Origin of the sequence: Archaeoglobus fulgidus DSM 4304, assembly GCF_000008665.1 — an archaeon.
In the GTDB taxonomy this organism is placed as follows: Archaea; Halobacteriota; Archaeoglobi; order Archaeoglobales; family Archaeoglobaceae; genus Archaeoglobus; species Archaeoglobus fulgidus.
This window is the reverse complement of sequence record NC_000917.1, coordinates 1,042,758-1,062,662: the sequence shown is the minus strand read 5'-3', so window position 1 is coordinate 1,062,662 and position 19,905 is coordinate 1,042,758. Positions and strand designations below refer to the sequence as shown.

25 protein-coding genes are annotated in these 19,905 nt (G+C 49.1%); 8 read left to right on the top strand and 17 right to left on the bottom strand.

Translation table 11 applies throughout. The features are described from left to right. Positions 1 to 7: 7 nt before the first annotated feature. The 7 genes from AF_RS06035 to AF_RS06005 all read left to right on the top strand — a co-directional run bounded on the left by AF_RS06035 (position 8) and on the right by AF_RS06005 (position 6,068). The gene (locus AF_RS06035) at positions 8 to 832 is read left to right on the top strand and encodes an enoyl-CoA hydratase-related protein (protein ID WP_048064685.1); all 825 of its coding nucleotides are present in this window, start codon (positions 8 to 10) and stop codon (positions 830 to 832) included. Continuing rightward, positions 833 to 1,720 (top strand): 3-hydroxyacyl-CoA dehydrogenase NAD-binding domain-containing protein, encoded by an 888-nt coding sequence (locus AF_RS06030; protein ID WP_010878686.1) that lies wholly within the window; start codon positions 833 to 835, stop codon positions 1,718 to 1,720. 283 nt (positions 1,721 to 2,003) lie between these two features. Further along, positions 2,004 to 2,195 carry a C2H2-type zinc finger protein gene (locus AF_RS06025; protein WP_010878685.1) on the top strand — a complete coding sequence of 64 codons (192 nt, stop codon included), beginning with the start codon at positions 2,004 to 2,006 and terminating at the stop codon, positions 2,193 to 2,195. After that, a complete protein-coding gene (locus AF_RS06020; protein ID WP_148183508.1) occupies positions 2,195 to 2,719 on the top strand; it encodes a metal-dependent hydrolase in 525 nt (174 codons plus the stop codon). Before AF_RS06025 ends, AF_RS06020 begins: the two co-directional genes overlap by 1 nt. Continuing rightward, entirely contained in the window at positions 2,712 to 4,061 is a 1,350-nt protein-coding gene (locus tag AF_RS06015) for an AN1-type zinc finger domain-containing protein (protein ID WP_010878683.1), read from the top strand. Before AF_RS06020 ends, AF_RS06015 begins: the two co-directional genes overlap by 8 nt. 139 nt (positions 4,062 to 4,200) lie before the next feature. Next, a complete protein-coding gene (locus AF_RS06010) occupies positions 4,201 to 5,676 on the top strand; it encodes a homocysteine biosynthesis protein (protein WP_010878682.1) in 1,476 nt (491 codons plus the stop codon). 5 nt (positions 5,677 to 5,681) lie between these two features. Beyond that, complete coding sequence (locus AF_RS06005) at positions 5,682 to 6,068, top strand: 4Fe-4S binding protein (RefSeq protein WP_048064682.1); 387 nt, start codon at positions 5,682 to 5,684, stop codon at positions 6,066 to 6,068. Here the strand turns inward: AF_RS06005 and AF_RS06000 are convergent. The 13 genes from AF_RS06000 to AF_RS05940 all read right to left on the bottom strand — a co-directional run bounded on the left by AF_RS06000 (position 6,052) and on the right by AF_RS05940 (position 16,006). Then, positions 6,052 to 7,422 (bottom strand): sensor histidine kinase, encoded by a 1,371-nt coding sequence (locus AF_RS06000; RefSeq protein ID WP_010878680.1) that lies wholly within the window; start codon positions 7,420 to 7,422, stop codon positions 6,052 to 6,054. The two genes, AF_RS06005 and AF_RS06000, sit on opposite strands and share 17 nt — an antisense overlap. A 37-nt stretch (positions 7,423 to 7,459) precedes the next feature. Beyond that, positions 7,460 to 7,783, bottom strand: coding sequence for a Zn-ribbon domain-containing protein (locus tag AF_RS05995; RefSeq protein WP_010878679.1), 324 nt, complete (start codon positions 7,781 to 7,783; stop codon positions 7,460 to 7,462). Between the two features lie 13 nt (positions 7,784 to 7,796). Beyond that, a complete protein-coding gene (locus AF_RS05990; protein WP_048064681.1) occupies positions 7,797 to 8,144 on the bottom strand; it encodes a DUF2073 domain-containing protein in 348 nt (115 codons plus the stop codon). Positions 8,145 to 8,149: 5 nt separating this feature from the next. Further along, positions 8,150 to 8,785 carry an Era-like GTP-binding protein gene (locus AF_RS05985; RefSeq protein ID WP_010878677.1) on the bottom strand — a complete coding sequence of 212 codons (636 nt, stop codon included), beginning with the start codon at positions 8,783 to 8,785 and terminating at the stop codon, positions 8,150 to 8,152. Positions 8,786 to 8,820: 35 nt separating this feature from the next. Next, entirely contained in the window at positions 8,821 to 10,125 is a 1,305-nt protein-coding gene (locus AF_RS05980) for a phospholipase D-like domain-containing protein (RefSeq protein WP_010878676.1), read from the bottom strand. Further along, on the bottom strand, positions 10,082 to 11,029 hold the full coding sequence (mptA, locus tag AF_RS05975) for a GTP cyclohydrolase MptA (protein ID WP_010878675.1): 948 nt from the start codon (positions 11,027 to 11,029) through the stop codon (positions 10,082 to 10,084). The genes AF_RS05980 and mptA overlap by 44 nt, the downstream gene beginning before the upstream one ends. Positions 11,030 to 11,091: 62 nt before the next feature. Next, positions 11,092 to 11,412 (bottom strand): nucleotide pyrophosphohydrolase, encoded by a 321-nt coding sequence (locus tag AF_RS05970; RefSeq protein ID WP_010878674.1) that lies wholly within the window; start codon positions 11,410 to 11,412, stop codon positions 11,092 to 11,094. A 23-nt stretch (positions 11,413 to 11,435) separates the two neighbouring features. Further along, a complete protein-coding gene (locus tag AF_RS13090; protein WP_048064344.1) occupies positions 11,436 to 11,627 on the bottom strand; it encodes a hypothetical protein in 192 nt (63 codons plus the stop codon). After that, positions 11,608 to 12,546, bottom strand: coding sequence for a 3-hydroxyacyl-CoA dehydrogenase family protein (locus AF_RS05960; protein WP_010878673.1), 939 nt, complete (start codon positions 12,544 to 12,546; stop codon positions 11,608 to 11,610). The genes AF_RS13090 and AF_RS05960 overlap by 20 nt, the downstream gene beginning before the upstream one ends. A gap of 103 nt (positions 12,547 to 12,649) precedes the next feature. Then, positions 12,650 to 13,396: an acetoacetate decarboxylase family protein gene (locus AF_RS05955; RefSeq protein WP_010878672.1), complete on the bottom strand. Its 747-nt coding sequence runs from the start codon at positions 13,394 to 13,396 to the stop codon at positions 12,650 to 12,652. Positions 13,397 to 13,405: 9 nt separating this feature from the next. Continuing rightward, on the bottom strand, positions 13,406 to 14,710 hold the full coding sequence (locus AF_RS05950) for an acyl-CoA dehydrogenase family protein (RefSeq protein WP_048064343.1): 1,305 nt from the start codon (positions 14,708 to 14,710) through the stop codon (positions 13,406 to 13,408). A 20-nt stretch (positions 14,711 to 14,730) separates the two neighbouring features. Then, positions 14,731 to 15,351, bottom strand: a complete 621-nt coding sequence (locus AF_RS05945; RefSeq protein WP_010878670.1) for an SCP2 sterol-binding domain-containing protein — start codon at positions 15,349 to 15,351, stop codon at positions 14,731 to 14,733. A gap of 61 nt (positions 15,352 to 15,412) precedes the next feature. Then, entirely contained in the window at positions 15,413 to 16,006 is a 594-nt protein-coding gene (locus AF_RS05940) for a hypothetical protein (protein ID WP_010878669.1), read from the bottom strand. A gap of 180 nt (positions 16,007 to 16,186) precedes the next feature. Between AF_RS05940 and AF_RS05935 the strand changes: the two genes are divergently transcribed. After that, positions 16,187 to 16,897: an RAD55 family ATPase gene (locus AF_RS05935; RefSeq protein WP_010878668.1), complete on the top strand. Its 711-nt coding sequence runs from the start codon at positions 16,187 to 16,189 to the stop codon at positions 16,895 to 16,897. Here AF_RS05935 and AF_RS05930 read toward each other — a convergent pair. From AF_RS05930 to AF_RS05915, 4 genes are read right to left on the bottom strand one after another with little or no spacing between them, the layout of a single operon-like run. Continuing rightward, the gene (locus AF_RS05930; protein WP_010878667.1) at positions 16,849 to 17,502 is read right to left on the bottom strand and encodes a hypothetical protein; all 654 of its coding nucleotides are present in this window, start codon (positions 17,500 to 17,502) and stop codon (positions 16,849 to 16,851) included. The two genes, AF_RS05935 and AF_RS05930, sit on opposite strands and share 49 nt — an antisense overlap. After that, a complete protein-coding gene (locus AF_RS05925) occupies positions 17,499 to 18,602 on the bottom strand; it encodes an ATP-binding cassette domain-containing protein (protein ID WP_231487681.1) in 1,104 nt (367 codons plus the stop codon). The genes AF_RS05930 and AF_RS05925 overlap by 4 nt, the downstream gene beginning before the upstream one ends. Then, a complete protein-coding gene (locus AF_RS05920) occupies positions 18,586 to 19,206 on the bottom strand; it encodes a biotin transporter BioY (RefSeq protein ID WP_010878665.1) in 621 nt (206 codons plus the stop codon). Before AF_RS05920 ends, AF_RS05925 begins: the two co-directional genes overlap by 17 nt. A 48-nt stretch (positions 19,207 to 19,254) precedes the next feature. Next, complete coding sequence (locus tag AF_RS05915) at positions 19,255 to 19,884, bottom strand: V-type ATP synthase subunit D (protein WP_010878664.1); 630 nt, start codon at positions 19,882 to 19,884, stop codon at positions 19,255 to 19,257. Positions 19,885 to 19,905 lie beyond the last annotated feature (21 nt).

Genomic DNA, 19,905 nt, shown 5'->3' with positions numbered 1-19,905 from the left:
GGGCTTTTTGAAGTTTCAGGACATAATCTACGAGAAAGAGGGAAGAGTGGCGAAAATAACCATCAACCGCCCCGAAAAGCTGAACGCCTGCACGCCCGTGACGGTTTACGAGATTAGCAAGGCCTTCATTGACGCATGGACGGACAGGAAGATTGGTGTTGTCGTTTTCACGGGGGCAGGGGATAAAGCCTTCTGCGTCGGTGGGGACCAGTCCATCAGGGATCTGGGTGGGTACAGCTACAGCAGCGAGGAGCTTGAGGGGACTATTGCCGCTTTACCGCTTGAGGTGGGATGGCAGATAGTCACCTTTCTCATCAGGCACATTCCCAAGCCAGTCATTGCGAGAGTGAATGGCTATGCTGTCGGTGGGGGGCATGTTTGGCAGGTGAACTGTGATCTCTCAATAGCCTCTGAAAAAGCAAAGTTCGGTCAGGCGGGGCCGAGGGTTGGCAGCTTCGACCCAGGTTTTGGCACTGGAGAGCTTTGGAGAAACGTTGGAATGAAGAGGGCGAAGGAAATCTGGTTCCTCTGCAGGCTCTACACCGCTGAAGAGGCCCTGAAAATGGGCCTTGTCAATGCTGTTGTCCCCCACGAGAAGCTTGACGAAGAGGTGGAGAAGTGGTGCAGCGAGCTGCTTGAAAAAAGCCCTACAGCATTGAAAATGCTAAAATACGCCTTTCTGGCTGACACTGAAGGCCTTGCGGGCATAACGGAGCTTGGCGTGGGAGGGCTAAGCCTCTACTACGGCACTGAGGAGTCGCTTGAGGGCAGAAACGCCTTCATGGAGAAGAGGAAGCCCGACTTCTGGAAGTTTGTTGAAGGAGGTGATTGAATGAAGCTGGAGGATATTAAGGTTATTGGAGTTGTTGGCGCTGGAGTTATGGGGCATGGAATTGCTCAGGTGGCTGCGAGAACCGGCTATGATGTGGTAATGGTTGACGTGAGTGAAGAAGTGCTTAAAAAGGCGATGGAGCTGATAGAATCAGGCCCCTTTGGCCTGAGAAGGCTTGTGGAGAAGGGAAAGATGAGCGAGGATGAGGCAAAGGCGGTGATGGCGAGGATAAGGACATCAACGTCTCTCGAAGCTTTAAAGGATGCGGACTTCATAATTGAGGCTGTAACCGAGAAAGCTGACCTAAAGAAGAAGATTTTTGCCGAGCTGGACAGAATATGCAAGCCAGAAACCATCATAGCCTCAAACACCTCCGCAATAATGATTTCTGATCTGGCTACGGCTGTGGAGAGGAAGGACAAGTTCATCGGGATGCACTGGTTCAATCCTGCTCCGGTTATGAGGCTGATCGAGGTTATAAGAGGGGCATTAACGAGCGATGAAACCTTCAACATCACCGTTGAGCTTTCCAAGAAGATGGGCAAGATTCCCATCGAGGCAGGAGATGGTCCGGGCTTCTTCACAACCAGATTCATAAACTCGTGGCTCGTTGAGGCGGTAAGACTCTTCGAGATTGGAATTGCAGGAATTAAGGAGATTGACGAGATGTGCAAGCTGGCTTTCGGCTTCCCAATGGGTCCCTTTGAGCTCATGGACCTCATTGGCTTGGATACTGCGCTGCACATTGCCGAGTATCTGTACAACGAAACGAAGGAGCCGCACTACGCTGCACCAAACACGTTGAAGAAGCTCGTCCTTTCAGGTTACGTGGGAAGGAAGCCCGGAAGCAGAGGAGGGTGGTACGACTACTACGGGATAGAGCGCTAATCATCTAAAATTTTCAATACTTTTTTCATACGACTAATAAAAAAATATTCTGAGAAAAAAGATATTCAGCATTTTATCATCGAAAAAATCCCGCTTGGACAATCTATTGAAAAGTGTTAAAAGCTTTAAAATATCCCCAATCAGGAATTGGGGAAAGACTGCTAACCCCTCGATAGCTGGAACTCATCATATTTGCCGGTAGTTATTGGGGGGTGGATGAAAGAATGCAATATGGAACGAAAAATTTAAGACTACTTTAATTTAGTATAGCAAGGTGTGACATATGCCCGAATGTCCTTATTGTGGTAGGTGGTTTAAAACGAAAAGGGGTTTGAATCAGCACATTGCGAAGTCGCATGAAACCAAGTTTGGAGGTGTAAGAGTTTTAGACCCCACGACTATCGATCCACTGGGTGCCGCAGAGAGGCGCGCTGAGAGAAAGAAGAAGAGAAAGAAGGGATTCGGTCTCTGGTGATGAGGCACACTACACATGTGATCTTCTCAATGCTTTTCATCACCGCAATTGCCGAGTTCATTCCATCGTTCACCGAGTTTATCCCCTATAGCTATGCACTGACAATCTCAATGTTTTCCACTCTGCTCCCTGACATTGATCACCCCCACTCCTACATCAGCAAGAGCTACTGGGGTGTTTTTTCTGGAGCGATTCTAAAAACAACGCATCACAGAGGTTGGACACACAGCCTCGTTGGTGCCGGAATTTTCTCTTTTATTTTTGCAATTTTGCTTTTAATCTTCGGGTCCAGCCCGATTTACTCTATTGTTTTCTTTTTGGGATACGTGGCTCACTTGATCAGTGACAGCTTGAACCCCACAGGAGTGAACTGGTTGTGGCCCAAAAACGGAAATTTTCGGATAAATCTCGTCAAGACAGGTTCTGAAGGAGAAGTTTTACTACAAAAGGTGTTTTTGCTTTTGTTTGTCGGATTGCTTTTTTATGATTCGATGTGGAATAATGGGGGTCTAATAAATGGCTAAATGTGATTTCTGTGGCAAAAAAGTGGACTTACCATTTAGATGTAACTATTGTGGAAGTCTTTTTTGTGAAGATCATAGGCTACCTCCTAAACACAACTGTCCTAATATAGTTCAGTGGGGAAGAAAGGCGCCACCACCAAGAACCCACAGAAAGAAAACTTATTCGAGACGCAGAACGTCAAGATTAAAAGTTAGAACGGAGGACAACTGGGTTCCAGTGCAGGTAAAAAAGAAAAAGAGCGGAAGTGCGATTAAGTATCTAATCGCTATAGTTCTACTTGTCGCTATTGTGTCTGCAGCCTATACCTACTCGCGCTCCAAACAGTTACCGGATATCTTCCCTTTTGACGTACAGTCTGGAACGATAACTTTTTCAGAAGTGCCACCTTCGCAAACCGTTCCTCCTTCACCAGCTATCAAAAAGTGTGACGACGGAACTCCATATGGTTCCTGCTCGCCAACAAGACCACTTTTCTGTGATAATGGGTCTCTTGTCAAAAAAGCCTCTTTGTGCGGATGCCCAAAAAAGTACATACCTAAAGGAGATGGCTGCATATATCAGCTAACCTTAGGGCCGGAGCACAGGTCTCTGAGCTACTGCAATAACGGGCTTAAAAGTTCTCTGCCTTTCACAGTGTATAGGGGTCTAAAAGAGTATCTCTCAAATCTCCCCAGAACATTTGTCTGCGATCCAGAATGCCCAAGCGATCAGGAGATTTATCAAATGATTATTAACCAACCAGATCAGGTTGAATTTATCCAAGAACTCATTAAGCTGATAAAGGTAATTGGGCAAACTAAAGATGATCAGGCCAGAATTGCCATTAGCATTGTGCAGATGATTCCTTACGACTACGAGAAGGTTTTCACCCTGAGCACTGAGAGTTGGAAATATCCCTACGAGGCTCTGTATGATTATAAAGGTGTTTGTCAGGACAAATCACTGCTATTGGCCTTGTTGCTTAAGGAACTGGGTTTTGGAGTGGTCTTACTTGTATATGAAGATGAAAACCACATGGCAGTCGGAATAAAGTGCCCCGGAAGATACGCCAATTACATTTACCAAGGCTCTGGCTATTGTTTCGTGGAGACCACAACTCCGAGCATCATTACTGATATGTCTGGAGAGTACTTAGGGGTTGGGGCTCTTAAGTCTAAGCCAAAAATATACATTGTGAGTGATGGAGATTCTCTCGATTCTGTTGGTAAAGAATACCAAGACGCGAGAGAGTGGCAGAGATTAAACGCAATTGCAGAAGCTAACAATTACATTCTTTCACATGAAGATTATGAAAAGTGGCAGGATTTAGTAGAAAAATATTGTATCGAAGTGAAAGATTAATTCTTGGCAATATTATTTTTATTATATCACACTTCTTTGCTCAATCTTATCTCAATCCTTAAGAATTTGATTACCAACAGTAATTTAAAGCAGCTCAAACATTACAAAAGTTTATATACCTCAGCCCACTTCACATTACATGGCCAAAACCGTTGAGGAGATCAACCAGAAAATCAGGGAAGGGAACGTTGTGGTTGTCACCGCTGCCGAAATGAAGGATATTGTAGAGGAGCTTGGACCTGAGAAGGCCGCAAAGGAGGTTGATGTTGTCACAACTGGAACCTTCGGGGCGATGTGCTCAAGCGGCGCCTTCTTCAACTTTGGTCATGCCGACCCGCCGATAAAGATGCAAAGGGTGTGGATGAACGACGTTGAGGCTTACACAGGCATTGCAGCTGTTGATGCTTATCTTGGAGTAACGCAGCTTTCAGAAAGCGTTGAGGAGTACGGCGGGAGCCATGTGATTGAGGAGCTTGTTAAGGGCAGGGAGGTTGAGCTGAAGGCAACGGCCTACGGCACTGACTGCTATCCGCGAAAGGAAATTGTTACTGAAGTATCGCTTGAGGACGTTAATCAGGCGGTCATGGTAAATCCAAGAAACGCTTACCAGCGCTACAATGCCGCAACGAACAGCTCCAACAAGCTTCTCAGGACTTACATGGGTACCCTGCTGCCGAACTTCGGCAACGTGACCTTTGCTGGCACCGGTGAGATAAGCCCGCTGAACAACGACCCTGAGTACCGCACAATTGGCATAGGAACGAGGATATTCCTCTGCGGGGCTAAAGGCTACGTTATCGGGGAGGGAACTCAGCACGCCCCGCCCTACGGAACCCTCATGGTGAAGGGCAATCTCAAGGAGATGAAGCCTGAATACATGAAGGCTGCGTACTTCCCCGGCTACGGAGCTACTCTTTTCGTCGGCATAGGCATCCCAATCCCGATACTCGACGCAGAGATGGCCAAGTTTACGGCTGTCAGAAATAGCGAGATAGAGACCAAAATCCTCGACTTCGGTGTTGCGAGGAGAGACAGACCTGTTGTTAGGAAGGTGACCTACGAGGAGCTGATAAGCGGTAGGGTTGAGATTAACGGCGAAGAGGTGAGGGTTTCTCCGCTCTCAAGCTTCTACATGGCCGAGAAGATAATGAAGGAGCTCAAGCGTCAGATCGAGAGGGGAGAATTTCTCCTAACCGCTCCGGTTGACAGAATTCCAACCAAGGAGGTATTCAAGCCGATGAGGCAGAGAGAGGTTAAGGTCGTCAAGAGCGTGATGGTCGAGGCGTACACGATCTCTCCGGAGACGGCGATAGAGGAGGCGGCGAGAATAATGATGGACAAGGGCATTAACCACATTCCGGTGGTTGAGGAGGGAAGGCTTGTGGGTATAATCACTTCGTGGGACATCGCCAAAGCTGTGGCCAGAAACAGGAAGGGTGCAGTTAAGAGCATAATGACGAGAAACGTCATCTACACCCACCCTGACGAGCCTGTAGAGGTTGCGGCGAGGAAAATGGAGCAAAACAACATTTCAGCTTTGCCTGTTGTCGATTCAAGAAAGAGGGTGCTCGGAATAGTGACCAGCGAGGATTTGAGCAAGCTCATTGCGAGGTGATAATCGTGAAGCTGCTGCTGAGGTTCGACTCAAAAACCGTTACGGAGCCTGTGCTGTCCAAAGCCACCCTGAAAACGGGAACCCTAATCAATATACTCAGAGCTTCCGTGGGTGCGAGGAGAGGGGAGATTCTGATAGAGGTTGACGATGAAAAGGCAAAGGAGGTGGAGAGCTTTCTTAAGGAGCAGGGGGTAGAGGTTATCGAGCTGCTCGAAGCAGTTCAGAAGGACGATGAGAAGTGCGTTCACTGCGGTGCCTGCGTAAGCATCTGCCCGACGGAGGCGATATACATAAACGGAGACAAGAGAGTAGCGATAAACACGGAGAAGTGCGTTCACTGCGGCTCGTGCGTGAAGGTCTGCCCGACGAGGGCTCTCAGCCTTCCTCTTTAATTTTCGGTATTTTTATTTCAAAAATTGCTCCGCTTGGCTCGTTGTCTCTAACCTTTATTTCTCCACCAAAAATTTCGAGAATCCTTTTTGTGATGTAAAGGCCGAGCCCCATTCCCTCTCCGGTGGTGAAGCCCTCCTCGAAAATTTTCTCTTTGATCTCATCAGGAACACCTTTCCCGTAGTCAATAACTCTCACTATTCCATTCCTTTCGTTCGCCAAAACTTCGACCCTGGCCTTCCCTCCCCCGTGAACCATTGCGTTCTGCAGGATGTTGTTCAAAACTGCCCTTAGCCCCTCATTGGCGCTCACTACCACGTTTTCTGCCTCAACACTCACCTCAACGTTCCTGAACTGCTCAGCCACCTCTCTAACCATCTCAGCAACATTGACAGGTTTGAGCTCTTCAAGAGCTTTTTCAAGCTCTCTCGCGTCATTGATAAGCCTGAACACGTAATCAGACCTTCTGATTGCAAGGGGAATCAGTTTTTCTGCCTCTTCTGGAGAGTCCCTGACTATCTCCAGCACCGCCCTTATTGCTGTGATTGCGTTGGCAATATCGTGCCTCATGACCTTGTTAACGAAGGCAAGATACTCTCCTTTCTTTTTGAGCTCTATGTTGAGCTTGTGTATCTCTGTCGTGTCAACGACGGTGGCGGCAACCGCTGGCCTACCTCTGTACGTAACCCTTCCCGGCCTTGCGGTTACCCACCTGACTTCCCCGTCCTTCCTTATTATCCTCCAGCTGTAGGTTTCCATTGTGTCTCGCAGACCCTTTTCCCTTTCAATGTACCTCTTGTAAACCAGCCCCCTATCTTCGGGATGGATCAGGAAGAAGGGGTTTCTACCAACGATTTCCTCTCTCTTGTAGCCCGTTGCCTCTTCGAAGGCCTTGTTGACGTAGACCATTATCCCATCCTGCAAGAGGTAAACGGGTGTCAGAGAATCCTCAACGAGTGTTCTGTAGAACTCCTCGCTCTCTCTTAAAGCCTGCTCAAGCTCTTTTGACTTCGTTACGTCAATCCAGTTCCCTATGATGTAACTCTTCCCCAAAAACGTGAACTTTGCGGTAAACCCCCAAACGTGCCTAACCCTCCCGTCCTTGGTTATGTAGCGAGACTCGTAAAATCTTCCCTCCTCTCCAAGCTCCTCAAACTCCCTCTTAAGATATCGGCGGTCTTCAGGATGTGCGAGCTCAAAGATGCTCTCCATTGCGTAAATCTCCTCCTTGGAGTACTTTGTTGCCCTCTCCACCACATCATTGACGTAAAGAACCTTGCCGTTCTCATCTGTAATGTAAATGGCCGCCAATGACTTGTCCACGACTTTCCTCCAGAAGCTGGCGTCGAATTCCATTTCCCATCTCCTAATACAAATGATTATTTAAAATTAACTACTTCTCGACCCTCTTTCTCTTCAATAAAGAGGGGAGGTGGATAACGTACCTTCCGTCCTCCTGAAGAGCGATAACGATTCCCTCACCCTGCAGAAGCCTTTCTATGTTGATCTCGTACCTTCCGGGAGAGAGAATTCTGACGGTCTCAATTCCCATCTCAGTAAACTCCTTCCTGATCTCCTCTTCAACCTTCTCCGGTTCTGCTGGCCTTTTCTCGTCGGGAACGTAGAGGAACTTGTTGTTTCCGCACTCGCAGCCCTGGAGTAACCTCATATCTCCAGTTGGGTACAGCTTTCCGCACTTGGTGCATCTGTGTGCCATGGGAATCTAACCTCTAAACCTGAACGAGGGCCTTAATCACGTCAGCCTGCTTTTCGAGTGTTTTCAGCCTGTTCGCAGGACCTATAACCGTCAGCCTCCCTTTCGGCTTGCCAAATAGCTTCGAAAATACGCCTCTCTCCCTTACCGGATACGACTCAACCTCAATGCCTATGAAGTTCTCGTGGTCTATTTCAAGCATCGTCATCTCTATCAGCTTGGCCTCCTCCTCTGGAGTCAGGCCCGTTTCGAGAACAACAATTTTTCCCTCCTTGACATTGTCCAGAATCATCCTCAGCTTCTCCATTGAGGGCATCTTTTCAAGCATTTCTTTCGATATCAAGTGCATCTGAACTCCTTCCATTCCCATCACCCGAACCTCTCGGCCATTGCTTTATACAACGAGTCTATATTGATGCCCTTCAAAGCCGAAATCGGCACGACGGGGTGCTGCGGGAAGGCCGACTTTATCCTCGCCGGTGAGGCGTTTGGCAAATCTATTTTGTTCGCCACTATGAGCAGCGGTAGGTTTCTGGCCTCCATGTTGCCCACTATGGTCACATTCACCTGAGTGAAGGGGTCCTCTGTCGCGTCCATCACGAGAAGCACGCCATCGAGGTCGTCGAGCCACTTTATGGCCTCAATAACACCCTCAGTAGCCTCTTTCGCTCTTCTCCTCGCCTCCTCCTCATCCAGTCCGTATTTCAGGAACTCCTGAAAGTCTATCTTCGTCGCAAGTCCGGGCGTGTCGACAATGTCGATGGTTAGCGTCTTTCCGTCAACCTCTATCTTAACACCCTCCCTGAGCTTGGCCCTTCTTGTCTCGTGCGGTACATCGCTCGGCGAGCCGATGACATCTCCCGTCCAGTCCCTCAGAATCCTGTTTGCAAGCGTGGTTTTGCCAGCATTTGGAGGGCCGTAAATACCTATCCTCATCTTGTCTTTCTTGAAGAACAGCTTCAGAATGAATCCGAATCTCTTCCTTAGGGCGAGCATCAATCCCATTCTGACACCTCACTTTATTTTCTCATAGGTGATAATTAAAACTTATCCTTCATTTTTCTGAAAATAGCAACCGAGGCGAGAAAAGCTGCGAAGGTTAACAACAAATCTAAGGGTGTTACCTCACCGCCTTCAAACTCTTTTATAACTGCATCCGCCATTTCGGGGTTGTTAATTATAACCCCGATCTCCCTGTTCAGCTTCAGGCCGTGCATGTTCATGTTTGCGGAAGTTATCAGCAGCCTTTTGTCGGAAACGATGGCCTTTCCATGGAGATTATCGATAAGCTCAACCTTCACACCTTCTTTTCTGAGAGTGCTCACAGCCTCCTCCTTAGCGTACTTTGCGTTCAGAACAACCTTTACCTCGGCTCCGCTCTCCTTTGCCCCCTTTATGGCCTCGAGAAGGCCGTCATCCTTGTACCACCTGAAGTCGATGTAGGGGGCTATTATTAGCAGCCTCTCTCTGGCGGAGGATATGAATTTTAGCACAGGATTGCAGTCGGGCAGGATAAAAACCGTGATTGGGGCTTTGAAGGTCAAGGTTCTACCGTCCGCACCATTCCTGTAAGTCCAGTTGGAGCAAGTTTTTGAAACGCTTGTTCTGTACTTTTCATCGTTCCTGAGAAGGTTCTGGAGCATTTCCGAGACGTTGTGATTTTCAAACAGCACTACAAAGCCTCTCTTGCTGAACTGCCAGTTCTCGGTTGTGATTACCACCTTATCGCCCTTCACGGCGAACTTGTAGTGGAAGTTTCGATATGAGGGGGCTGAGAGGAAAACCGTGTCTGTTTCGAACTCCCTGCAAGGTCTATCGGTTCTCGCATCCACGAAGAGCTTTGAAGGGCTGAAGGGTGCGTGGAAGGTGTAGGAAGCCACAACCCACCCGTCATCGAGGGTGAAGTCCGACGGCGTTAGGATAAGCTGACCTTCAACAACCTCGGTAAGGCAGGAAAAGTTGCTCCAGTCCTCGTAGCGGAAATCCCAGCCTGAGGCGGTTCTGTAGTAGATTACACCATCATCGAGGAATTTAATGTCCTTGCCGTAGTAAAAGCAGTCCTTTCCCTCCGCGTCCTCAACGCAAACCTCCTCTCCGCTGTTGGAGAGGGCCATTTGTGGGGAGAATTGAACGTCTGCCCTGTAGCCAAACCTCTCCTCGAAGTAGCTGAGATTCTTAGCTGCGATATGCGTTCCGGGCCCGGCTTCAACCCAGCCCTCTCCGTCCGTAAGCAGACAGCTGGAGTTGCAGCGGAACTTTACGTATTCGGCATCATCCAGTCCGTAGGGGTTTGGATAGACCTCAATCAGCGCTGCTGCCAGAAGCATCAGGAGAGCCAATTTCATTCCTCAACTCCCCGAAGGTGGCAAACCTCTCCGCCACGACGTTGTGCTGATGAATGCTCTCCTCGTTCTCCTGTCTCAGAAACACGAGGATGTCATCGGGAGCGTTTGGAAAGGTTTTCAGCAGCTCCATCGCCATGTACCTCACACCATCCTCCACGAACCTTGTGTTTCTGTGAGCCGCCTCAACAACGGCAAGCTCGTCCTCCCTCTTCAGAATCTCGTAGGTTTCGTAGCTCATCGAGGACTTTGCAACATCAATCAGCTTGGCTATTGGAACCTTAAAGCTGTCCGTGACCTGAACCTTCAGCGTTGCCCTGCCGCGCTGGTTGTGGGTGGCTACAGGTATGGCGTCGAGTATTTTCTGAATTGTTTCCTCGTCAAACCCCATTTTTGCCAATCTCTCTGCGGAGCTTGCCTTCACGAGTTCCTGAGCGCAGGGGCAGGCTGTGATTCCCGTAACCTCCACACCGACCATTATGACCTTGCTCCCATCCCTGCCCAGCGTGGCCTCACCGAAAATCTTCACGACCTCTTGAGTTCTCTGCCCAGTTTTGGGAGTTCTCTTTCTCATTATGAGCTCTGAGTTCATCCTCGCCTCCGCCTTCGTTGCGTACTCGTGCCTTTTGAGAAGGTGGTCGGCTATCTCCACAACCAAGTCCTCGATGTTCTCTATCGGTTTTGCGGTGAGGGTTTCGAGAACCTCGTCTATAACCTCAAAGTTCCTGCTAAGATTGACGCCTTTGAGATGAGCGGGAAGGTCAACGAAAACGTCGAAGGTGGAGATAAGGATGATGGGCCTTTTTCCCTCCCTCTGAACCTCCACAAGCTTCTTTATGCCCGTAGCACCAACTCTGCTGAGTCCTATGGGAACTTCGGGCTTCAAAAGCTGAACGTCCGGGAGCATGGGATTCAGTTGGCGGGCTGGTTAATAACTGTTGTCGAATTTTTGATTTTACGGGAAAAGCATCAGAACTCGTGAACTCTGTTCTTCGGATACTTCCTCTCGTTCTTCTCCATCTTTCTCTTCACCGCCTCTATCGGGTTTATTTCGGCAACGTCACAGAGAAAGAGGAGGTAAATCAGCACGTCTGCAATTTCCTCCTCAACTTCGCCCTTTCTCCTTTCCAGAACCTCAAACTCCTCATCGCTGCTGCGAGTCCACTGGAAAATCTCAAGAAGCTCAGCAACCTCAATCGAGATTGAAACGGCGAGATTCTTGGGAGTGTGGTATTTAAGCCATCCCCTCGAATCCCTGAACTCCCTCAGAATGTCTAAAAGCTCCTCCATGCGGTAAAATTGGTTCAAAAAAATTAAGCCTTACTCCTTAGCGTCTTGCACGGTCTGAAAACCTCGAGGCCTGTCTTATTGAAGGCATCGTCCAGAGCCTCAATCAAGCACTGGTATCCAAGTAGCTCGGCTGCATCAATTATACCGTAGGGCGCGTTCGTTGCCAGCCTGTAAACTCTGTTTACAATCTCCTCTTCAGCAATCCCGTCCTCCACGATTCTGAACGCCTCGTTGACAATTGCGGCAACGAGTGGTGTTACATCCGCAGGATTGGCTTTCCGGGATGCTCGCCCTTCTCCCATCCCACTTATAGAACCCCTCACCGCTCTTCTTTCCAAGCTTACCCCACTCGACCATCTTCTCCATGAAGAAGTCCATTGCTCTGATTCCCCTGTACTTATCCCCATAGTACTCCCTGAAGCTCTCAAGGACGTCCTTTGCAACATCAAGGCCTATGAGGTCGATAGTTTCGAAAAAGCCGTACCTCATGCCGAGGTTTCTCAGTGCAGCGTCAATCTCCTCCGGCCTGCTGTAAAGCAGACAGTACCCAACCGCCACACCAGCAGCAGCGAGCATTCTGTTCAAAACATGCCCCCTGCACTCCTTCCTTAAAACCACGGGCTCCTTGCCTATGGACTTTGCCATCTCAACGGCCCTCTCAACCGTTTCGTCAGAAACAATCTCCCCACCAACCTCGACGAGGGGCATAAGGATGGGAGGGTTGGAAAAATGGAATAGCGTCAGCCTTTCTGGATTTGCGAGATGTCTTGCAATCTCGGACGGCATGAAGCTTGAGGTGTTTGTTGCGAGAACTGCCGGGCTGTTTATCTCCTCAATTTTTCTGAAGAGCTCAATTTTATCCCGAAGCCTTTCCACTATTGCCTCAACAATAAAATCGCACTCATAAACCCTCAGCTCGGTCGTGTAGGTTATCAAAGATGCTGGATTATCCTGCTTCCTCAACCCTGCCTCCTCAAGCTCTTCCAAGCTTTCCCCTCTGTGCCTATCCTCAGCCCTTCTGAGAGCTCCCCTGCTTTTGTCCACAAGCGTAACCTCAAAGCCTGCGTTGGCGAAAAGCAAGGCAATCGCCGCCCCCATCGTTCCCGCGCCGATAACCGCTATCACAGCCTCCACTCCCTCATAACTTTCTCGGGCCTCAGGCCCATGTTGTACTGCATGTATGTCCCCATCAGAACCTAACCATTGCCGCCTCTGCCTCTTTTGAGCATATTCCCCCTCAGTACTCTCTCAGAATATCAACAAAGCCGAGCTTCATGTCGAACTGGAAGTAGAGTGCGGTCATGAGCGTGTCTATCTCCACCTTGTGCACCGGGTCGATGACCGATGGAGAGTCGTAGGTTATGTTGCCCGGCCCCATGAAGATTGCCCTTTCTCCTTTGGGGTCAACGTGGAAGTCTATGTCCGCATACCACTTGACTAGCTGCGTAACACCACCTTTACCCTTTATTGGCGGCAGGTGGCGGACGGAGTAGAGATAAGTTGGTTTTGGAAGCACGAAATCGATCATACCACCTAGAGCTCTCGTGTTGGGCTTCATTACGAAGGTAACGAGCCTTTTTCCCGTTGGCCTCTCAAGGTAACCCATAACAACGTCGAGCTCCTTTACGAGCCCTATATTGGCCAGCTTTTTGGGAGCACCCGCAAGCTCCCTTCCCGCTGCGAGGGCAGAGTCGTTGGTCACGTATATGTATGGGATGTAGTACCCCATGTCTCCCTGCTCGTCTTCTACCTGTATCACGGTCAGGTACTCGTGGTACTCCCCAACCGTGCTGAACGAGTAGTGGGAAATCCATATTCCCCCCTGAGCGGGCTTGCTGTACGCCTTCAGTCCTTCCGGCAGAAGGTCACTCACGTCCCCTTTAATGGTGAAAAACCCTACAATAGCGTCGCAATTTCTGTACTCTATCCCCCTATCCTCATCCACCTCGTAAAGAGGTGAGTCATGCGGAATTCCCTTCAGCATAGTACCACCTCAACCCAAAACCCTCATAACATGGTTCACATCGTAAAACTCCTTTTCGTAGTTGTCTATAACATCCTCAGCCGCCTCAAGGCTGAGAACCTCAACCGTTCCGTCCTCAATAAGCATGCACCTGGCATCCCTGAAGAACTTCTCAATTACGAACTCCTTGATCAGTCCGTAAGCACCGAAAATCTGAAGGGCATCGTGAGCAACCTCGTAGGCTATCTTTTTCGCGTAAATCTGCGCCGCTCTCGCATGCCTCGGCGAGGCGTCGGCGGTCTGCTGCTCTATTATCTTTTTGTGAGTGTACTCCGTAGCCTTCCGAACGTAGTAGCGTGCCGTCTCCACCTTCTCGAACATCTCGTAGAGCTTCAGCTTTACGTTCTTGTGCTTCACGATGGGTACTCCTCCCTGAACTCTCTGCCTCGCGTAGTGCAAGGCCTCCTCGAAGCAGGCCCTCGCGAGGCCAACAGCAAAAGCTCCCATCCCGCAGCTTGTCAGGCAGAGAAGCTGATCAAAGAATACGCCGTAGAAAAAGCCTGGAGCCACAACAACGTAGTGCTCCGGAATCCTTACGCCGTCGAAGAAAAGCTCTCCCTGCGGGTCATCTCTCATTCCGAGCATGTCCGCTGGCCTTCCCTTCTTCACACCATCCGCATCGAGGGGAACTATGCAGAAAAGCCCCTCAGCGATACTTCTTGACCCTTTAAGCTGTGCATGCAATCCGCAGTGAGTTGCAACCGGAGCGGAGGAAACCCAGGCGGACTTCTGCCCGCTTATAACCCACTCATCCCCGTCCTTCTCAGCTACAACGTTTCCCTTACCGAACTTCGCAACGAGTTCCGGCTCCTCTCTGAGCGTAATCAGGTAATCGCTTCCGTGCTCCGGCTCTGTTACACCCCAGCATCCGTGGAATTTTCCCTCGCTGTCCTCAATCCAAGGAACGACAAGGTCCTCGTAAATCTCAGGAGTCCCGAAAAACGCTGCCGAAACGAAGGGAATCATGTCCACTCCCAAAGCGGTGGCGAAGCCAAGACTTCCCCACGCAATCTCCTCGAAGAGAATGTAGCGCTGCAAGGGTGTCAAGCCCGGACCGCCTTTGTTCTCGGGCAGGTACATGCGGTGGTAGCCGAGCTTTTTAATCTGCTTCCAGACCTTGAAGTAGGGCGAACCCGGCTTAACTCTCTCTTCGGGAGGCATTCTGTCCAGCTCAATCGATGCGGGCCTTATTACCTCCTCAGCAAACCTGTGGACCTCCTCCTTGAGCATCCTGTCTTCTTCGCTGAGCTCATCGAGGTCGAGGTACTTTGGCATCCATACCACCAAAAAATAAGTTAAGTCTCGATGGGGATGGATGCCATCAGGTCAGTAAACTTCTTGACTGTTGCCATGTTTCGCATCATGTAGCCCATATCTCCCTGCAATTTCAACTTGCCGCTCACAACAAGAGTGATAGCGTCAGCCTTGCCCATAACGAGCTGCTTGAACACAGCATAAGGACCTATGAGCTTGAACTTCGCATCCTCGTGCTCTCCCGGCGCAGCAACCTCAATGTTTCTGAAGTCGCCGTGCCAGAAGTCCATCCAGATGTTGAGCGATGCACCCTTCGCAGCCTCCAGTATCTTGTCCGGATTTTCGGCAATCTTCTTCGCGATCTCCTCAACGTTTGCATCGCTCAGATCAGAATCAAGGGACAGTCCAAGAGCTTCGAGCAACTTCTCGCTCGGTGTTCCCCTGAACCTTTCCCTCTTCTCCTTTGGAATGCTGTCAAGCATGCCTAAAAAGCCTCTCAGCACCTTCGGATTCTGGAAGTCCCTCAAAGCCTCCTCGTCCAGCTCAACAACGCAAAGGTAGTCCCCCTCCCAGTTCGCAGCAACCCTTCTGTACTCTTCATCGGCGTTTACTTTTTTATAAAGCTCCTCCATCCACTCCTTCGACGGAAACACAACTGCCATGTTCAATCAAAACATTGAAGAGTATTTTAATCTTTTGAGATTACAATGTTTAAATGTTAGCTTACTCCCTCACGCTTGAGCACGGATAAGCATCGGTGCTAACATGCCTGAAAGACAGAGTGTAGCCGCCAGGATAAACGGAAAACCTCACCTCCACACCGTAGTTCCTCTCAAAGAAGTGCTTGATGACCATGCACAGAAGCTCTGCCAGCCCCCTTCCGAGGTTCGACCTCACCATTATGTGGGTCTCCTCACCCTCCAAGTTTACCTTGGCATCAACAGCCCAGTTCATTGCAATTAAAGCAGTTCTCATGAACTCAATGGCCTCTTCAAACGCAATTTTCTCAATAGGCCTTCCGTAATACCATTCCAGCAGAAAATTAATTTCGTTTTCGCTTAAAACCTTCTCGATCTCCCCTTTGAGCGCCTTCTCAGCGCTCTCGAATCCGATGGCTATTACTCCCGCCTCTCTCATCATCTTCGCTCTAAGACGGTCGAGCTTGGACAACTCATTTTCTCTGATTTCAAAAAGCTGCTTTACAGCTTCTTCAATAAGCTTGTTTAGCTGACCGTACTCAGGCAGAAGCTTTTTGATATAATGCTCGTAAACGTTTGAGTTTATCGTCGTCTGTATCCTGACCTTTCTTGCAGCCATGCTAATAGTACGTTTAAAGCCATATAATTGTTATTATTTTACCGTTAACTTTTGTGTTGATGTTTGTTATGAGCACTATGCCCACCTCAAAATTTTTTCCCACCTGACTATATAACGGTTATAATGATAATTATGGAAAAGCTTAAATGGTTTGAATTCAAGTACTAACAAGGTGGTATTGTGCAGATACTTAAAACTTCAGACGTGCCAACAGGCATCGTTTTGCTTGACAGAAGGTTAGATGGGGGTCTGCCGGCGGGCAGCTTTGTTTGTGTTTACGCCAACCCGCTCGCGATGCCTGAGGCGTTCCTTTACCAGTTTGCCACCGTTTTGAAGACTTACTACTTCACCACCAGCCGCCCGGCAAAGTTCGTCAAGCAGGATATGGAAAAGCTCCGTCTCGACACGAGTTTCGTTACTTTCGTTGATGTTTACGAGCAGTACTACCTCAACGAGTACGGCCAGTTCATCGTTGAAGACAGATACAGGGACAAGGAAATTTTCGACTACGTTGACGACAGGCTTTCAAGAATTGCAGAAGAGGAGAGCGGTGAGTACAACGTGATCATCGACTCCCTCTCCTTCTTCCTGAACCTCAACACTGACTGGGGGCTCAAAGACTGGTTGATAAACAAGCTTTATACCCTTGCAAAGGAGAAGGGTGTTGTGGTTTACTGTCACCTTATCAAAAACCTTCATCCGGTGGATGTGGTCAACAAAGTTCTGGACATCTCTGACGTGGTGTTTGACATCGAAGTGGAGAGGGTTGGAGAGAGATTGGTCAGCAAGTTTGCGGTGCCCAAACTGAGAGGAAAGAGACCCGTTACCGAGTACTTCAGATTCTACGTTGAAGAGGGCATCCAGGTTGACACCTCAAGAGATATTGCATAAACGAAAACCGCCGTTGAAGCGAGTAAAAGGAGATAATCAGCTTTTTCCGGTCTTCTCATTTTCTTGACCGCTTTGTAGCTGAAGTTCTTAGAGTATAGCGACTCTGAGAAGCTAACCGCCCTCAAAATGGCGGTTGAGACGAAGGCCTTTAGCAGTCTGTAATAAGACCTGCCGTAAAGGCTCTTCACGTTCTCAAAGTCGCTGACTACAACTGGAAGCATCGACAGAGCAATTTGAAGCAGGCTTACAAATTTTTCGGGGAACCTGAAGAACAGCAACGCTCCGGAAACTTCGGACGGTTGAGAGGAGAATACTATGGAGCCAGAGGATATTATTGCCAGGAACGCCAAAAGAGTCTTTAAAGCAGATATTCCAGAGAAAAGTGCGGTAATGGCAAATAGAAGGTAGAATGGTAGAAAAGCTCTCAGGAGCTTCAGGCTTCTCCCCTTAGTGGCTATCAGTGAGATTGCTATTGCAGCAATTGCAACCTCAAACGCCATGCCGGAAACGTAAACGGAGATTGACAGCAAGGAGGCTGCGATTACGGCGCACCTCCCCTCTCTATCCCCTCCTCTCAACCCCTCCTTTAGCGATTCGATTATCATAGCTCCACTTTTCTGTCGCAGTGTTCAGCCACATAAGGGTCATGGGTAGCTATAATCGCCGACTTTCTGTGCTTTCTGAGCAGGTAAAGCAGTCTCCTCCGAAAGTTGCAGTCCTGCCCTGCAGTGGGCTCGTCGAGAAGCAATATTTTCGACTTAAACGCCTTCGCAATTGCAACCCTCTTCATCTGTCCCATGCTGAGGGACTGCGGGTGCCTGCTGAGCAAGCTCTCAATACCGAACTCTTTGGCTGTTTCCAAATCAACCTCCTTTCCAACGCTGTCCTCCACAAGGTGGTATGATGGGTTCTGGAGGACGATTGAGAAGTCCAGCCCGAGCTTTCTCATCTCAGTGGCTATTTTCTTCAACATCATCGTCTTTCCAGCTCCGTTGTCTCCAACCAAAGCTATAAGCTCCCCCTCTCTGAGCTCAATCAGCCCATCGTAAACAGCTTCACCTGGCTCAACCTCTGGAATTTCGAAATCCTCACACTCAAGGCCGAGGTTGATGGTCTTTTCGAAGAAGCTTGAGAACTCAAGCCTGTGCTCCGAAACTAAGTGCGGGTAGTCCCTGAGTATTTTGATAACTTTCAGAACATTTTTACGGCTTAGATTTGCAAAAGGCTCATCAAAAACGAGTATTCTGGCTTTTGAGGCAAGTGCTGCGGCAATTTGAACTAACTGAAGCTCACCGGTAGAGAGCTCATACGTTTTTCTCTCCAGCAGCCCACCGATTCCGAGCTCCTCACAAACCTCCTCCGCTTCCCTTTTCGCCTCCCCCCAACCAAACCCCTGCTGAATCAAAGGAAAGACAAGCTCATCGATAACCTGCGTAGAGGTAATCATCTCCTCAGGGTTCTGCTTCACAAAGAACGCAATTCTGGGATTGGGCTTCTCTCCAAAAACCCTCACCTTCCCTTCAAGAGTTCCGCCAAGGAAGTTCGGAATCAGTCCGTTAACCATTTTGAGTACGGTGCTCTTTCCCGAACCCGTTGGGCCGATGATGAAATCGCAGCCCTCGAAGGTTGCGTAAAAATCGCTCAAGCCAACCCTTCCGTTAGGGTATGTGTACTTATCCACCCTGAGTTCAATCAACCTCCACACCCCTCTCATTCAGCATTCTGTGGACGTACCTGAAAACCAGTACGGCCAAGAGGTGGTCAACGAAAAAGTCCTGGGGGAGGAAAATCAGAACGGTTGCGGCGAAGATAACCATGGTGGGAGAGGAGAAGGAGAGGTTAAAGGCTCTGACGGCGCTCTCGGATCGGATGAGCAGCTTTTCATCAATCATTGCGAAGTTGTAGAAAACAAAGAAGCCAAGCAGGTAGATGGGCATAGATGCCACAAGCGTTGAAAGCCAGAGCATTAACACCTCTCTTCTGCTCCCCTCCCTCCAAATTGCTCTCCTGAAAACACCCGCCAGGAAGGATGAGATCAGAAATCCGTAAAGAAAACCAGCGGTTGGACCAATTAAAACTCCCAAACCGCCTCCACCTGCAGCTATCGGCAGGGAAAAGGCTATGAGGGCTAGGTAGATTGCCATCGACAGGAGGCCGTAGTAGGGCCCGAGAAGAAACCCTGATAGCATCACGCCGAAGTTTTGCATCGTATAAGGCACAGGTCCTATTTTAAAGCTTAGCTGCGCAGATACCGCGGTTATTAAGGCTGTAACCACTGCCAGAGCGGTTTTCTTTATATCGTTAACCATGAATGTAGATCGGTTAACGAGAATTTAAAATTTTCCAAAAAAAGAGAATTAAGACTTTGCCTTCTTCATCTTGAGCTTCTTCAACCTTATAATGTTCTCTCTGTCCATCTCCTCCAGCTTGAACGAGATGAACTTTGCAAGCTCCTCCATCGTTGGAATAACGCGGTATTCGAGAGCGTTAACTCTTCTCTTCGTCCTCTCAATTTCCTCAATGAGCTTTCTGAGGGTTGTTTCAATCTCCGCAACCTCAAGTACAGCATCAACAAGCTCCTCGTAAGCCTCGACCGCTTCATCGACTCTCGTGGATGTGCTCAGGATTCCGTATCCCCTCTCCGTGGGCTTCTTTCTTATTGGCTCTCTCTTGATGACTGGCACAACGACTCCCATTATGTTCTTCCTCTTCATGCTGAACTCTGGCGGAATCTGGCAGCAGGAGAGGGCGATTGACCTGACAGCTACGATACCGTCAACTGCTATCGCTAACGCAAGCTTGCTCTGAGCTTTCTCGTACTTCTGAACCATCCCACCAATGACTTCCTTTGCCTCCTCCAGAAGCTGCCTGAACTCCATGATGAGGCCATCTCTCTTCATCTTAAGCAGTGCATGGCCACGGGTGGCCATCTTTATCCTTCTTCTGAGCTTTATGAGCTCCATTCGTGTCGGTTGGACCTCTGCCATTCCCTGTCACCTCTAAAAATT

What these genes read in the sequence shown, in the direction of transcription:
- AF_RS06030 (WP_010878686.1), top strand. Translation starts at nt 833, where the DNA reads ATGAAGCTGGAGGATATTAAGGTTATTGGAGTTGTTGGCGCTGGAGTT.
- AF_RS06025 (WP_010878685.1), top strand. Translation starts at nt 2,004, where the DNA reads ATGCCCGAATGTCCTTATTGTGGTAGGTGGTTTAAAACGAAAAGGGGT.
- AF_RS06020 (WP_148183508.1), top strand. Translation starts at nt 2,195, where the DNA reads ATGAGGCACACTACACATGTGATCTTCTCAATGCTTTTCATCACCGCA.
- AF_RS06015 (WP_010878683.1), top strand. Translation starts at nt 2,712, where the DNA reads ATGGCTAAATGTGATTTCTGTGGCAAAAAAGTGGACTTACCATTTAGA.
- AF_RS06010 (WP_010878682.1), top strand. Translation starts at nt 4,201, where the DNA reads ATGGCCAAAACCGTTGAGGAGATCAACCAGAAAATCAGGGAAGGGAAC.
- AF_RS06000 (WP_010878680.1), bottom strand. Translation starts at nt 7,422, where the DNA reads ATGGAATTCGACGCCAGCTTCTGGAGGAAAGTCGTGGACAAGTCATTG.
- AF_RS05995 (WP_010878679.1), bottom strand. Translation starts at nt 7,783, where the DNA reads ATGGCACACAGATGCACCAAGTGCGGAAAGCTGTACCCAACTGGAGAT.
- AF_RS05990 (WP_048064681.1), bottom strand. Translation starts at nt 8,144, where the DNA reads ATGGAAGGAGTTCAGATGCACTTGATATCGAAAGAAATGCTTGAAAAG.
- AF_RS05985 (WP_010878677.1), bottom strand. Translation starts at nt 8,785, where the DNA reads ATGGGATTGATGCTCGCCCTAAGGAAGAGATTCGGATTCATTCTGAAG.
- AF_RS05980 (WP_010878676.1), bottom strand. Translation starts at nt 10,125, where the DNA reads ATGAAATTGGCTCTCCTGATGCTTCTGGCAGCAGCGCTGATTGAGGTC.
- mptA (WP_010878675.1), bottom strand. Translation starts at nt 11,029, where the DNA reads ATGCTCCCGGACGTTCAGCTTTTGAAGCCCGAAGTTCCCATAGGACTC.
- AF_RS05970 (WP_010878674.1), bottom strand. Translation starts at nt 11,412, where the DNA reads ATGGAGGAGCTTTTAGACATTCTGAGGGAGTTCAGGGATTCGAGGGGA.
- AF_RS05955 (WP_010878672.1), bottom strand. Translation starts at nt 13,396, where the DNA reads ATGCTGAAGGGAATTCCGCATGACTCACCTCTTTACGAGGTGGATGAG.
- AF_RS05950 (WP_048064343.1), bottom strand. Translation starts at nt 14,710, where the DNA reads ATGCCAAAGTACCTCGACCTCGATGAGCTCAGCGAAGAAGACAGGATG.
- AF_RS05945 (WP_010878670.1), bottom strand. Translation starts at nt 15,351, where the DNA reads ATGGCAGTTGTGTTTCCGTCGAAGGAGTGGATGGAGGAGCTTTATAAA.
- AF_RS05940 (WP_010878669.1), bottom strand. Translation starts at nt 16,006, where the DNA reads ATGGCTGCAAGAAAGGTCAGGATACAGACGACGATAAACTCAAACGTT.
- AF_RS05930 (WP_010878667.1), bottom strand. Translation starts at nt 17,502, where the DNA reads ATGATAATCGAATCGCTAAAGGAGGGGTTGAGAGGAGGGGATAGAGAG.
- AF_RS05920 (WP_010878665.1), bottom strand. Translation starts at nt 19,206, where the DNA reads ATGGTTAACGATATAAAGAAAACCGCTCTGGCAGTGGTTACAGCCTTA.
- AF_RS05915 (WP_010878664.1), bottom strand. Translation starts at nt 19,884, where the DNA reads ATGGCAGAGGTCCAACCGACACGAATGGAGCTCATAAAGCTCAGAAGA.